This is a genomic window from Klebsiella sp. BIGb0132, assembly GCF_024810075.1.
In the GTDB taxonomy this organism is placed as follows: domain Bacteria; phylum Pseudomonadota; class Gammaproteobacteria; order Enterobacterales; family Enterobacteriaceae; genus Klebsiella; species Klebsiella terrigena.
On sequence record NZ_JANUDW010000011.1, the window covers coordinates 1 to 13,717 of the forward strand.

General features: G+C 59.3%; 13 protein-coding genes. 9 read left to right on the forward strand and 4 right to left on the reverse strand.

Annotated features, from left to right (window positions below):
• Nucleotides 1-114 (forward strand): integrase core domain-containing protein (locus M2416_RS22725; RefSeq protein WP_259227101.1); only part of this gene is annotated, 114 nt, incomplete at its 5' end.
• Nucleotides 115-146: 32 nt separating this feature from the next.
• On the opposite strand, the gene M2416_RS22730 is transcribed toward M2416_RS22725, so the two are convergent.
• The gene (locus M2416_RS22730) at nucleotides 147-464 is read right to left on the reverse strand and encodes an ArsR/SmtB family transcription factor (protein WP_045859498.1); all 318 of its coding nucleotides are present in this window, start codon (nucleotides 462-464) and stop codon (nucleotides 147-149) included.
• A gap of 237 nt (nucleotides 465-701) precedes the next feature.
• On the opposite strand from M2416_RS22730, the gene fusA reads away from it, so the two are divergent.
• Complete coding sequence (gene fusA / locus M2416_RS22735) at nucleotides 702-2,804, forward strand: elongation factor G (protein ID WP_123709234.1); 2,103 nt, start codon at nucleotides 702-704, stop codon at nucleotides 2,802-2,804.
• A gap of 46 nt (nucleotides 2,805-2,850) precedes the next feature.
• Here fusA and sbcB read toward each other — a convergent pair whose 3' ends face one another.
• Nucleotides 2,851-4,275, reverse strand: coding sequence for an exodeoxyribonuclease I (gene sbcB, locus M2416_RS22740; protein WP_259226960.1), 1,425 nt, complete (start codon nucleotides 4,273-4,275; stop codon nucleotides 2,851-2,853).
• Between the two features lie 317 nt (nucleotides 4,276-4,592).
• Here sbcB and dacD point away from each other — a divergent pair, with 317 nt between their 5' ends.
• The 6 genes from dacD (at nucleotide 4,593) to cobT (ending at nucleotide 11,103) form a co-directional block, all read left to right on the forward strand.
• On the forward strand, nucleotides 4,593-5,759 hold the full coding sequence (gene dacD, locus M2416_RS22745; RefSeq protein WP_259226961.1) for a serine-type D-Ala-D-Ala carboxypeptidase DacD: 1,167 nt from the start codon (nucleotides 4,593-4,595) through the stop codon (nucleotides 5,757-5,759).
• Nucleotides 5,760-5,914: 155 nt separating this feature from the next.
• The gene (locus tag M2416_RS22750; protein WP_259226963.1) at nucleotides 5,915-7,351 is read left to right on the forward strand and encodes a capsule assembly Wzi family protein; all 1,437 of its coding nucleotides are present in this window, start codon (nucleotides 5,915-5,917) and stop codon (nucleotides 7,349-7,351) included.
• 397 nt (nucleotides 7,352-7,748) lie between these two features.
• Nucleotides 7,749-8,222, forward strand: coding sequence for a DNA gyrase inhibitor SbmC (gene sbmC, locus M2416_RS22755; RefSeq protein ID WP_259226964.1), 474 nt, complete (start codon nucleotides 7,749-7,751; stop codon nucleotides 8,220-8,222).
• A 98-nt stretch (nucleotides 8,223-8,320) separates the two neighbouring features.
• Entirely contained in the window at nucleotides 8,321-9,379 is a 1,059-nt protein-coding gene (locus tag M2416_RS22760) for an FUSC family protein (RefSeq protein WP_041146351.1), read from the forward strand.
• A gap of 168 nt (nucleotides 9,380-9,547) precedes the next feature.
• The gene (locus M2416_RS22765; RefSeq protein WP_041146350.1) at nucleotides 9,548-9,871 is read left to right on the forward strand and encodes a DUF496 family protein; all 324 of its coding nucleotides are present in this window, start codon (nucleotides 9,548-9,550) and stop codon (nucleotides 9,869-9,871) included.
• Between the two features lie 173 nt (nucleotides 9,872-10,044).
• Nucleotides 10,045-11,103, forward strand: a complete 1,059-nt coding sequence (cobT, locus tag M2416_RS22770) for a nicotinate-nucleotide--dimethylbenzimidazole phosphoribosyltransferase (RefSeq protein WP_259226967.1) — start codon at nucleotides 10,045-10,047, stop codon at nucleotides 11,101-11,103.
• A 43-nt stretch (nucleotides 11,104-11,146) separates the two neighbouring features.
• Here cobT and M2416_RS22775 read toward each other — a convergent pair whose 3' ends face one another.
• Complete coding sequence (locus tag M2416_RS22775) at nucleotides 11,147-12,256, reverse strand: adenosylhomocysteinase (protein ID WP_259226969.1); 1,110 nt, start codon at nucleotides 12,254-12,256, stop codon at nucleotides 11,147-11,149.
• Nucleotides 12,257-12,464: 208 nt separating this feature from the next.
• Between M2416_RS22775 and M2416_RS22780 the strand changes: the two genes are divergently transcribed.
• Nucleotides 12,465-13,196: an HPP family protein gene (locus tag M2416_RS22780; RefSeq protein WP_076945644.1), complete on the forward strand. Its 732-nt coding sequence runs from the start codon at nucleotides 12,465-12,467 to the stop codon at nucleotides 13,194-13,196.
• A 32-nt stretch (nucleotides 13,197-13,228) separates the two neighbouring features.
• On the opposite strand, the gene M2416_RS22785 is transcribed toward M2416_RS22780, so the two are convergent.
• Nucleotides 13,229-13,618 carry a tautomerase family protein gene (locus tag M2416_RS22785; protein ID WP_041146346.1) on the reverse strand — a complete coding sequence of 130 codons (390 nt, stop codon included), beginning with the start codon at nucleotides 13,616-13,618 and terminating at the stop codon, nucleotides 13,229-13,231.
• Between the last annotated feature and the right edge of the window lie 99 nt (nucleotides 13,619-13,717).

Sequence of the window (13,717 nt, forward strand, 5' to 3'; positions counted from 1 at the left end):
GAGCAGGCAAGAAGGATGGTCAGGGAGTCAGTAGGAATTTACAACACACAGCGGCCCCATCTGTCGCTACAATACAAAACGCCCGATGAAGTTCATCGGGCGTTACAGGGCTGAAAAAGTGTCAACCTATTCCAGGACTAGTCACGTCACTTCTGCGCTTCCTGGCGCATCACTCTGAGTAGCGTATCCAGCAGTCCGGGAAAACGCGCCTCCAGATCCTCCCTGCGTAGCGAAATCATATTCTCCCGTCCCTGCGGGCGCTGCCATATCACGCCGCTATCGCGCAGCACGCGCCAGTGGTGGGTCATGGTGGACTTGGCAACGTCTTCATGGCGCAGGGCGTTGCAGCTCTGTTCGCTGCCGTCGGCGAGGATGCGAATAATCTCCAGCCGCATCGGATTGCCAAGGGCAAAAAGAACATTTTCAAGGCGGATTTGTTCACGTTCGGGGTGATTGGCGATCATAATATTCCTGTGTCGGCGGTTGCTCTGTTCCGCGGAACAGCAGCCCGTATCGGCGGCTGGCCGGTAATATACCCAAACTCAATCGCTAAAGCCACGCGCGGTGCCGCAGCTTCACCGATAGTAACGATAGCAAAAATAGTTCGAATATACTCGTACAGTTGTACTATGATGGATGCCGTTGAACGAACCGCGGCCGTTTCGCCGCTTGCTGACAGTCAAAATGACTAAGGACACATCATGCCCCGACCCATCCCCCTCGAACGTTATCGCAACATCGGTATCTCCGCGCATATCGATGCCGGTAAAACCACCACCACTGAGCGCATTCTGTTCTATACCGGAATGAGCCATAAGCTGGGTGAAGTACACGATGGCGCGGCAACAACCGACTGGATGGCGCAGGAGCAAGAGCGCGGGATAACCATTACCTCCGCCGCGGTAAGCTGCTTCTGGCCCGGCATGGACCGCAGCTTTGAGCCGCACCGGATTAATATCATCGACACCCCAGGGCACGTCGATTTTACCATTGAAGTCGAGCGCTCCATGCGGGTACTCGACGGCGCGGTGATGGTCTACGACTCCGTCGGCGGCGTGCAGCCGCAGTCGGAAACCGTCTGGCGGCAGGCGAATAAGTATCACGTCCCGCGGCTGGCCTTCGTCAATAAAATGGACCGCCCCGGCGCCGACTTCTTCCGCGTGGTGCAGATGATGATCGACCGCCTGAAGGCCAACCCGGTGCCGGTGGTGATTCCCGTCGGCGCCGAGGAGCATTTCGTCGGGGTCGTGGACCTCATCAAAATGCGCGCCATCTTGTGGGACGATGCGACCCAGGGGATGACCTTTAGCTATGCGCCGGTGCCGGATGCGCTGCTGGCAACCGCCCGCCAGTGGCGGGAAAAAATGGTCTCAGCGGCGGCGGAAGCCAGCGATGAGCTGATGGACAAATATCTCGAAACCGGCGATCTGAGCGAGGCTGAGATCGTCGCCGGGCTGCGTAAGCGCACCGTTGCCGGAGAGATCCAGCCGGTGCTGTGCGGCAGCGCCTTTAAGAACAAAGGCGTGCAGCGGATGCTCGATGCGGTCATCGAACTGATGCCGTCCCCGCTGGATATCCCGGCGATTCAGGGCGTTGATGAGCAAGGCCGGCCGGCGGAGCGTCATCCTGCCGACGATGAACCGCTCTCGGCGCTGGCGTTCAAGCTGATGACCGACCCCTACGTGGGCCAGCTGACCTTTATCCGCGTCTATTCCGGCACCCTGAAGAAAGGGGATGCGGTCTATAACCCGGTTAAAGGTAAAAAAGAGCGTATCGGCCGCATCGTGCTGATGCACGCTAACGATCGCCACGAGGTGGACGAGCTGCACGCCGGCGATATCGCCGCCTGTGTTGGCCTGAAAGACGTCACCACCGGCGACACGCTGTGCGATCCGAATGCGATCGTCACCCTCGAGCGGATGGAGTTTCCGGAGCCGGTGATTTCGCTGGCTATCGAGCCGAAAACTAAAGCGGATCAGGAGAAAATGGGCATCGCGCTGCAGCGCCTGGCAGCGGAGGATCCGTCGTTCCGCCTGCACACCGACGAGGAGTCCGGGCAGACGATTATTTCCGGGATGGGCGAGCTGCATCTGGAAATTATCGTTGACCGGATGCGGCGTGAATTTGGCGTTGAGGCGAACATCGGCCGCCCGCAGGTAACCTACCGCGAGACGATCCGCAAAACGGTGAAAGAGGTGGAAGGTAAATTCGTCCGCCAGTCCGGCGGCAAGGGGCAGTACGGCCACGTGGTGCTGACGCTCGAACCGCTGGAGCCCGGCAGCGGCTTCGTCTTTGAAGATGCCACCAAAGGCGGGGTGGTGCCGCGCGAGTACATTCCTTCGGTGGAAAAAGGCCTGCGCGAAGCGATGGGCACCGGCGTGCTGGCAGGCTATCCGGTGGTGGACGTCAAAGCGACCCTGACTTTTGGTTCGTACCACGACGTCGACTCCTCGGAAATGGCCTTCCGCATGGCGGCCATTTTCGGCTTCAAGGAGGGGGCGCGCAGGGCCGATCCGGCGATCCTCGAACCGGTGATGCATGTGGAGGTGGAAACCCCGGAAGAGTATGCCGGCAACATTATGGGCGATCTCTCCTCCCGCCGCGGCATGGTGCAGGGGATGGAAGAGCGCTTCGGCAGCCAGATTATCCGCGCCGACGTGCCGCTGGCCGAGATGTTCGGCTATTCCACGACGCTACGCTCGATGTCCCAGGGGCGGGCGACCTACAGCATGGAGTTCCATCATTACGCGGAGGCCCCGCGTAACGTGGCGGAGGCGATTATCGCCAGCCGCGCGAAAGGGTAAATAACCGTTCCCGGCCTGCGTCGCGCAGTCCGGGAATTTATTTATTCTAAACAATATCCTGCGCGTACTGCCACAGCGCTTTCACCAGCATCAGCTTCTCGTTATTGTCAGCATACTGCTGCTGCAACATCTGCAGCTCTTCGGCATAAGCCTGCAAAAACTCCGGCGTAAACACCTCCCGACGATGCTCTAACCAGCGCTGCTGCTCGGCTTCATCAAGGCTGCCCGGGAAGTTTCGCGCGCGATAGTTAAACAGCAGGCGCTCGATGCGCTGATCCGCGAAGGTAATGTCCAGCGCCGGCAGGTTGCGCGGATCGGTCTCCAGCACAATCTTCATCGCCGCGCGGTCGGCATCGCTGAAGAAGCCGTTGTAGAGCTGGGTATCGACGTTATCGGAAGGCACAAACGGCTCCGCTTCGGCGAAAATGGCCACCACTTTTTCCCGTACCTGCGGCTGGCCGCGCAGCAGCTGCAGATTATCGAGGCAGCGCTGGCGGTCGATGCCCAGACGCTCCGCATCTTCCGGGCGCAGCGTATTGGCCTTGGCCAGCACCGGGCATTTATTGAGGTGGACCAGCTTGATCGGCACCGCCGGCAGGTCGCCGAGGTCGGCTTTGGCGGTATACAGCCGCTCGCGCAGCGCGTCGGCGTCCAGCTCCAGCAGCGGCGACATATCGCCGGCAAGGTCAACCATAATCACCGCATTGCGATTATCCGGATGCCACGCCAGCGGAGCCACCCAGCTGGTGTTGCCCCGCGCGGCGCCGAACATCCCGGAGACGTGGACCAGCGGCGTCATCTGCGGCACGTCAATCAGCGTCGCCAGCTTGCGCTTGTTGCGGAAGGTATAAAGGTAGTCGAACAGGCGAGGCTGCTGGGTTTTAACCAGCCTGGCCATGGCGATAGTGGCATATACGTCGGCCATCGCATCGTGGGCGTTACTGTGCTCGATGCCGTTGGCCACGGTCAGATGCTCAAGGCGGAAGCTGGGCAGGCCGTCGTCGTTTTCCGGCCAGTTGATGCCTTCCGGGCGCAGCGCGTAGCAGGCGCGCATCACGTCCAGCAGGTCCCAGCGCGAGTTATCGTGCTGCCAGCTCCAGGCATAGGGATCGTAGAAGTTGCGATAGAAAATATTGCGGCTGACTTCGTCATCGAAACGCACGTTGTTGTAACCCACAATGCAGGTCTTTGGCACCGTGAACAGGTCGTGAATGCGGCGGGCAAAGGCGGCTTCGTTGTCGCCTTTGGCGATCGCTTCCTGCGGCGTGATGCCGGTAATCATCACCGCCTGCGGCTGCGGCAGATAGTCGTCAGCCGGCTTGCAGTAGAACACCTCGGGCTCGCCGATGACGTTAAGATCCGCGTCGGTGCGGATAGCGGCAAACTGCGCCGGCCGGTCAAGGGACGGACGGGTGCCAAAGGTTTCGTAGTCGTGGAATAAAAATCCGGGCTGATTGGCGCTATCTTGCATAGTCTGTCTATTTTCCGTGGTGGTTGGCGTCCGTACTCTAAATCGTTCGCGGTAAATGACAAATCTGTCCGCAACGGATCTGCACGCCGTGTCGCAGCGGCCCGTAAGGGCGATGCTCAGGGATGAGCCGTGTCATAAAGCCAAGGCACATGCTGCTGAAGTATGACGCGCTATGGTAAACGATTTGCCCGGGCATCAGAAGGGCGTCGGCCGCGCAGGGCGTTTATCGTGTCATATTTTCTTGCAATTAAACCATGATATGAAAGGAGAACTTCCGTAAAAAGGACGGCGAATCTATAAATCTTGAGGATATGCCGTTGAAAGGCCGTTTTTTTATTGCCGTAACTTTGCTCGCTTCGAGCGTTTCCTGCGCCTTTGCCGCTAATGATTTTCCCGTCACCGTGACGCCGCCTTCCATCCAGGCAGGCTCCTGGGTGCTGATGGACTACACCACCGGTCAGATCCTGACCGCCGGTAACGAACATCAGCAGCGCAACCCCGCCAGCCTGACGAAACTTATGACCGGCTACGTCGTTGACCGCGCCATCGACAGCCACCGCATCACCTTTGACGATATGGTCACCGTCGGCAAAGATGCCTGGGCGAAGGGCAACCCGGTATTCGATGGTTCATCGCTGATGTTCCTCAAGCCCGGCGATCGGCTCAGCGTCCGCGATTTAAGCCGCGGGCTTATCGTTGACTCCGGGAACGACGCCTGCGTGGCGCTGGCCGACTACGTTGCCGGCGGCCAGCCGCAGTTCGTCGCCCTGATGAACGAATACGTGCAAAAGCTGCACCTGCAGGATACCCATTTTGAAACCGTACACGGGCTGGACGCGTCGGGGCAGCATAGCTCGGCCTACGATCTGGCGGTCCTGTCGCGGGCGATTATTCACGGCGAGCCTGACGTGTACCGCATGTACAGTCAGAAAAGCCTGACGTGGAACGGGATCACCCAGCAGAACCGCAACGGCCTGCTGTGGGATAAAACCATGAACGTCGATGGCCTGAAAACCGGCCATACCTCTGGCGCCGGTTTTAACCTTATTGCTTCTGCCGTCGACGGCCAGCGCCGCCTGATTGCGGTGGTGATGGGGGCCGAGAGTCCGAAAGGGCGCGAGCAGCAGGCGGCCAAACTGCTGCACTGGGGCCAGCAAAACTTCGACACCGTCCAGGTCCTGCAAAAAGGCAAAAAAGTGGGCAGCGAGCACATCTGGTATGGCGATAAGGAGCAGATCCAGCTCGGCACCGATCAGGACTTCTGGTTAGCGCTGCCGAAGTCGGAGGTTTCGCGGATCAAGGCCAAATATGTGCTGGACCAGAAAGAGCTGGAAGCGCCGATCGCCGCCAATCAGCGGGTCGGCGAAATATCGCTCTACGACGGCGACAAGGTCGTGGCCCACTGGCCGCTGGTGACGCTGGAAAGCGTTGGCAAGGGCGGCGTATTCTCACGAATGAGCGATTATCTGCATCACAAGCTGTAGCTCCCGGCGCCGCTCTCCTGCGGAGCGGCATCCTTTCTCGCCCCACGCCGTTGTGGCGCTGGTTGGCGATTCGTTTAGTTTCAGTCAATTACCTTACCTGCTCACCCTTTAAGGAAATTCTCCGGCGCCCGTGCGCCTGAAATGGAGCTGGGAAGATGAAATTTTTCGCACGCAGCGCGCTTTCTCTGGGGCTTGCGGCCGTTTTGAGTCCCGCAGGCTTTGCCTCTGGTCTGGTTCTGGCCGATAACGACGTCCGCAATGATTTAGCCTGGTTATCCGATCGCGGAACCCTGTCGTTGAGTTTATCGACCTGGCCCCTGAGCGAAGAGGAGATCGGCCGCGCGCTGGCCAACGCGCATCCGACAACGCCCGCAGAGAGGGGGGTGCTGAGCCGGGTGAACCAGCGCCTGAGGGCGCTAAAAGCCGACCTGCGCGTCACCGGCTATAGCTCAACCGACAGGCCGGGAACGCCGCAGGGCTTCGCCGAGTCCCGGCCTGCCGACCACTCGCTCTCCGTCGCACTCAATAACAGCGGCGAATGGTGGGACCTGCACCTGCAGGGCAACGTTGAAGGAGACAAGCGCATCGGCAATAGCTCCAACGTCAACGCCAACGGCGCCTACGGGGCGGTGAAGCTGTGGAACCAGTGGCTGGCGTTTGGGCAAATTCCGCAGTGGTGGGGCCCCGGCTATGAAGGGAGCCTGATTCGTTCCGACGCCGCGCGGCCGATGACCGGCTTTTTGCTGCAGCGCGCCGAGCAGCGGGCTCCGCAGAGCGCATGGCTAAGCTGGATAGGCCCCTGGCAGTACCAGCTTTCCGCCAGCCAGATGAGCCAGTACGCAGCGGTACCGCATACCAGGGTTTTTGGCGGCCGCCTGACGATCTCGCCCTTTACCTCGCTGGAGCTGGGCGCCTCGCGCATTATGCAGTGGGGCGGCGAGGGTCGCCCGTCCTCCTTTGGCAGCTTCTGGGAGGGGCTTACCGGGCGAGATAACACCGGTGATTCGGCAGACGACCCGGGCAATCAGCTGGCGGGATTTGATTTTAAACTCAAGCTGGCGCCGACCACCGGCTGGCCGGTAAGCGTCTACGGGCAGATGATCGGCGAGGATGAGGCCGGGTACCTGCCGTCCGCCCACCTTTACCTCGGCGGCGTCGAAGGGCATCACCAGTGGAACAGCAGCGCGATTAACTGGTATCTGGAGGCGCACGATACCCGCTCGAATATGGGGCGCACCAACTACATCTATAACCACTTTATCTACAAAGATGGCTACTACCAGCAGGGCTACCCGCTAGGCGATGCGATGGGCGGCGACGGGCGCCTGTATGCCGGCAAGGTCGAACTGGTGACGGAGGAGGATCAGCGCTGGAGCGCACGGCTGATCTACGCCGAGGTGAACCCGAAAAATCAGCGGATTAATAAAGCCTTCCCGCACGCCGATACCCTAAAAGGCGTGCAGTTAGGCTGGAGCGGCGACGTGATGCCCACCGTGCGTCTCAGCACCTCCGTGTGGTATACCGACGCTAACCACAGCGACAGCGACGATCTGGGCGCCAGTATGGCGATTGAGCTCCCTTTTAGCCTGTAACCGCCGGCGGCGATTTTCGCCGCCACGCTTCCGGTATGACGTCGGGGAGAGCCTGGTAGACGATCGGCCGCATCCGCGACAGGGGGCCTGGGTTCTGCCCGACGTCGTCGTTTGCTGGCGGGCACCGGGCATGCTGGATAAACGGGCAAAGAAACCGGTCATGCCGCACCCGCCGGCGGTAGGCATCCACGCCGGCGCTAGCGCAGAGGCCAGCCCGGCAGCGCCGGACGGCCCAGCCCCTTGAGTCAATTATCCGTTCTGCGTACCCGCTTCCTGAATCATTTTTTTCAACGCCGGCCAATGGCGACTCTGTGAATCCGCGCACATACTGTTTTTTAGCTGCCTGCTACATTGCATGTATATTTATACAGTGTTTTCTATCAATCGCGGAGGCAATATGAACTACAGCGTTAAGTCCGTCGGCGTGCGTAAAATCGCCGGTTTTCATATGGTGGGGCCCTGGGAACAGACCGTTAAGCAGGGTTTTGAGCAGCTGGCGGTATGGGTCAACAGCCGCCAGATCCCGGCCCGGGAGTGGATCGCCGTCTATTACGATAACCCGGATCAGGTTCCGGCAGAGAAGCTGCGCTGCGACACCGTGGTGACGGTGGACGACGACTTCGTCATTCCTGCCAATAGCGAAGGGGTGATTCTGACCGGGATCGCCGGCGGCGAGTATGCTATTGCCCGCGCGCGGGTGCTGAATCATGATTTCTCCACGCCCTGGCTGCAGTTCTTTGAGAACCTGCTGCAAAGCGAAGAGTACCAATTGGCGGCAAAACCCTGCTTTGAGCTCTATCTTAACGACGGCAATCGCGACGGCCACTGGGATATCGAAATGTACGTGCCCGTTGAGCGTATCGGCGGGTAGGCGCTTATCCACGGAATAAACAAGGTTTCTTACATTAGCGTGATGCTTGCGGTGAAAAAGCAGTTACAATCGGCCTTTTCTTCTTAGCGGAGAGGGTCGTGCGCGCTGATAAATCACTTAAGCCTTTCGAAATTCGCCTGTATCGACATTACCGAATCGTGCATGGCATTCGCATCGCGCTGGCTTTTGTTCTCACCTTTTTACTGGTACGGCTGCTGAACGTACCGGAAGGCACCTGGCCGCTGATTACGCTGGTGGTGGTGATGGGGCCGATATCGTTCTGGGGCAACGTGGTGCCGCGCGCGTTTCAGCGTATCGGCGGCACCATCCTTGGCTCTGCGCTCGGGCTGGTGGCGCTTAAGCTGGAGCTTATCTCCCTGCCCGTGATGGTGCTGTGGTGCGCGGCGGCGATGTTCCTCTGCGGCTGGCTGGCCTTAGGGAAAAAGCCCTATCAGGCGCTGCTGATCGGCATCACGCTGGCGGTGGTGGTAGGGGCGCCGCCGGGGGATATGAACACCGCGCTGTGGCGAAGCGGCGACGTTATCTTCGGCTCCCTGCTGGCGATGCTGTTTACCGGCATCTGGCCGCAGCGGGCTTTTCTGCACTGGCGTATCCAGATGGCAAATTACGTCACTGCCCTTAATCGCCTGTATCAGGCCGGGATCTCACCAAACCTGGTCGAGCGCCCGCGGTTGGAAAAACACCTGCAAAAAGTCCTCAACGACGTGGTAAAAATGCGCGGACTGATTACGCCGGCGAGCAAAGAGACCCATATCCAGAAGGCCATTTTCGAGGCGATTCAAACCGTCAGCCGTAACCTGGTCTGTATGCTTGAGCTGCAGGTTAACGCTTACTGGGTGTCGCGGCCGGGGCACTTTGTGATGCTAAACTCCCGTACGCTGCGCGAAACTCAGCAAATGACCCAGCAAACGCTGCTGACCATCGCCCACGCCCTCTATGAAGGTAACCCGCAGCCGATCCGCGCTAACGCTGAAAAGCTCAATGAGATCGTTGCCGAACTGCGCCAGCTTATCAAAGAGCACCCGGGCGAAAATCTCTCGGAAACGCCGATACACGGCTACGTCTGGCTAACCATAGAGATGGCGCGCCAGCTTGAGCTGCTGTCGAATTTGATCTGTCGGGCGTTGCGTAAATAAAAACCAGATACGCGACATCGACCCACAGGTTGCTTCGATTCAGCAGCATTTAGGGGTATGATAACCCTAAAGGAAAAAACATTGTCATCAGCGGCTGCTAACAGTTATGTTAGCCCTATATTGCAGTCGCTTTAGCGAATCCGAATCTCAAATATTAGGGGTATAAAAATGGAAACAACTAAGCCTTCTTTCCAGGACGTACTGGAGTTTGTTCGTCTGTATCGTCGTAAGAATAAGCTGCAGCGTGAAATTCAGGACGTTGAGAAAAAGATCCGCGATAACCAGAAGCGCGTACTGCTGCTGGACAACCTCAGCGACTACATCAAACCGGGCATGAGCGTTGAAGCTATCCAGGGCATCATTGCCAGCATGAAGAGCGATTACGAAGATCGCGTTGATGATTACATCATCAAAAATGCTGAACTCTCTAAAGAGCGCCGCGACATTTCCAAAAAGCTGAAAGTTATCGGCGAAGCGAAGGTCGAAGAGTAATCTCCTCGACCCAGCCCGGCGGCGGTTCTCGTCGCCGGGAGTTATCCCAGGCACTCCCTCTGAACGACTCCTTTCTTGTGTATGGCTAACCGCCGTATAACGCAGACTGCTGGCCCGAACGCAGAGAATACGGGCGCAACGGTCCGCACCCTTTAAGCGCTACGAGGAACATCATGGACACACTTTCGGCCCTCATTGCCGACATTCCGCAGCCGGATCGGGCGGCGATGGCCCAGGCGCAGCAGCATCTTGATGGTTTATTAAAACCACCCGGCAGCCTCGGCCGCCTGGAGGCGCTGGCGGTACAGCTTGCCGGCATGTCGGGGCTGAAAGGCCAGCTGCGGCTGGCAGAAAAAACCATCGTGGTGATGTGCGCCGATCACGGCGTCTGGCACGAGGGCGTGGCTATCTCGCCCCAGGCAATTACCGCGATTCAGGCGAGAAACATGACCCGGCAAAACACCGGCGTTTGCGTCCTTGCGGCGCAGGCGGGGGCAAAAGTTCGGGTGGTTGACGTTGGGATCGACGCGGATCCGATCCCCGGTCTTGTCGACCTGAAAGTCGCGCGAGGCAGCGGCAATATTGCGCAAACGGCGGCAATGAGCCGCGAGCAGGCGACGGCGCTGCTGCTGGCGAGCATCGACTATACCCGCGAGCTGGCGGCTCAGGGCGTGACGCTGTTCGGCGTCGGCGAGCTGGGAATGGCGAACACCACGCCGGCGGCGGCGGTGCTGAGCGTGCTGACCGGGCGCGATGCGCAGGATACGGTCGGCATTGGGGCCAACCTGCCTGTGTCGCAGCTGGCGCATAAGGCGGAGGTGGTGCGTCGGGCCATTGCTGTCAATCAGCCGCGGGCGGAGGATGGCCTCGAGGTGCTGGCAAAGGTTGGAGGTTTCGATCTGGTTGGCATGACCGGCGTGATGCTGGGGGCCGCCTCCTGCGGGTTGCCGGTGGTGCTGGACGGATTCCTCTCCTACGCATCAGCGCTGGCGGCCTGCCGCATTGCGCCAGCCGTTCATCCCTATCTGATCCCCTCGCATCTGTCGGCGGAAAAGGGGGCGCGCATTGCGCTTGAGCATCTGCAGCTTGAGCCGTATCTGGATATGGGGATGCGTCTGGGCGAGGGGAGCGGCGCGGCGCTGGCGATGCACCTGGTGGAGGCAGCCTGTACGGTGTTTAACGAGATGGGGACCCTGGCGGAGAGCAATATCGTCCTGCCGGAGAGTCGCTAAACCGCAAAGCAGGGCGCCGTCAGGCGCCCTGCTGCTATTCCGCTTACAGCGCTTTTTGCCACACGCTCTGCGGCAGCAGATAGACCTCGGCCTCGGCCTTCATACCGTCGGTCACGATATGGTTGATACCGCTGGTCATCACCGCCAGGGTCACGTCAAAGGCGTTCAGGCTATCGCCAAAACCGGCGGTCAGGTTGAGCATCGAACCGTTGGCCATCAGGTAAAGGGTTTTAGCGCCCATTTGATAGGCGTTGATATACGGCATCACCTCTTCATGGCTGAACTGGCGCAGGTAGCCGCAGTCAATCTCTTCCGCGACGTGGCCAACGTTAAGGATAAATACGCCGTCTTTCGCTTTATCCAGCGCGCTGCTGTTAACCACTTTTTTAGCGCCGGTTGCCGTTGCGACGACGTCAGCTGAAGCCATGGCGTCCTGCAGGTCGACGACATGCCAGCCGTCGTAAGCCGCCTGCAGGCGACGGGCGGGGTCGATTTCGGCGACCATCACCTGGCCCCCGAAGGCCTTCGCGGCGGCGGCAACGCCCTGGCCCACCAGGCCATAGCCGATCACCAGCACTTTTTTCTCATGCAGCGTGAGATGGGTGGTCTGGAAGAAGGTGTGCCATGCGGTCAGGCCGACCATGTGGCGGTTATGCAGCCCCTCTTTAACCGGCAGATCGTCCCAGTTAAAAATCGGATAGCCCGGGCGAATATCGCCCAGCCGGCTGACGCCTGAACCGGTCGCTTCCAACCCGGCCACGATATTGCCAAATTCGCCGCGCTGGTGGAGCAGGGTGGTGATATCGGCCCCCATTTCACACAGATGCGTCGGCCCCCAGGCGATCGCCTTTTCCCACGACTGCTGCCAGTCGGCATCGCTCATATCGCGCCAGGCGCTGGCTTCTGCGCCGCGCGCCACCAGCCAGCTAACGACGTCGTCCTGTACGGTGGTTGGGTTGCAGGTTGTTAAAAAGACCTGCGCGCCCTTTTCCAGGATACCCTGCACCAGCGGGATCATTTTCATATCCAGATGCATACAGCAGGCCAGTCGTACCTGGCTCAGGTCGGGAAGCGCGGCTACCTGGCGCAGGGTGCGCGGCATGTTCTGGCTGGCCCATGCCACTTCTTTCTCTAAATTAATATTATTATTCAACGTATTATGCCTTCAATCCGTAGAGTGGGAGAAATTCCGAACGGGGATGATTCTAGCGCAGTAGGCTGAAATCACATAGCCGGGGTCAATGGCTGGCCGCCGGACAGGGCGAGGGGGGAATAGGCATGCTAAATGCGTGGTTGTTAAAATATGGTTAAAAAAAGAAAATAAAATATAAGTAATTTATATGACGTGAGTGAGCAGTGAAATGTTAAGCGTTTTACCTTCCGCGATGTTTTCGCGGATCCGCATTTTTATCGGTCGCCTGAAGCCGCACGCGCTGCCGGTTGCCAGAAAGCATATTCTCCTCGGCTCCCTCGGCGCAGGGACGGGGCTGGCGGTCACCAGTATGTTCAGCCACTGGCTGCTGGGTGAAGTCAACCTGTGGTTTATCGCCCCTATGGGCGCTTCAGCGGTGCTGCTGTTTGGCGTGCCCAGCAGTCCGCTGGCGCAGCCGTGGTCGATTGTCGGCGGTAACGTGCTGTCGGCGCTGATTGGCGTAACCGTGGGCGTGCTGGTGCCCAACCTTGCGCTGGCCTGCGGGCTGGCGGCTGGGCTGGCGATTGCGGGCATGTATTTCCTGCGCTGCCTGCATCCGCCGGGCGGCGCCGTGGCCCTGACGGCCATCCTCGGCGGCGCCGGCGTACACAGCGAAGGCTATCACTTCGTGCTGACGCCGGTACTGCTGAACTCCGCCATGCTGGCCCTGCTGGCGATCGTATTTAATAACCTCGTTGGGCGCCGCTATCCGCACCCGCTGGCGGCGGAAGAGGTGAAAAGCAAAGTCGTTCCGCTGGGGCTTTCGGTGACCCGCGAGGACATTCACGCCGCGCTGCTCGATGGCCAGTTCCTCGATATTGATGAAGATGACGTCCAGGAGCTGCTGGAAAATATTGAACAAAAGGCGCGCAGGCGCATGGCCGCTGCGCCGAGGGCGTAGCGCCGCCGTCGGCGAGGGCCGGCGGTGAGCGGTTAAAGCTCGCCGGTCAGATACTGCGCCACGCCGCGGCCAAAACTCCAGTCGCCTTTTTGGTTGCTTATCACCGAAACCATTAAATCATCGGGGCTCAGCCCGCAGTGTTCCTGCAGCTCGGCGAGCAGCGTCGCGTAGAACAGCTGTTTTTGTTCTTCGCTGCGTGGGCTGGTGAACACCCTCACTACCACCAGCCGGTGGCTTCGCGTCAGGCCTAAACCGGTATCCTCAATCACCATATGGTGAGGCTTGTTTTCATGAACAATCTGGTAGCGATCGCGTTCCGGTACCTTGAAGGCATGCAGTACGGCGCGGTGGGCGGCGTCGAGCAGCGTTTTTATTTCATCTTCACTGCGACCTTCGATCACGTCAAATGTTAGGAGCGGCATAGCAGGTCATCCTTATTGTCTTATGTACGATGAGTGGACAAAACCGATGCTATCCAATGTGACGACGGGCAAAAACCGCTATATTTGAATTCATTGTTT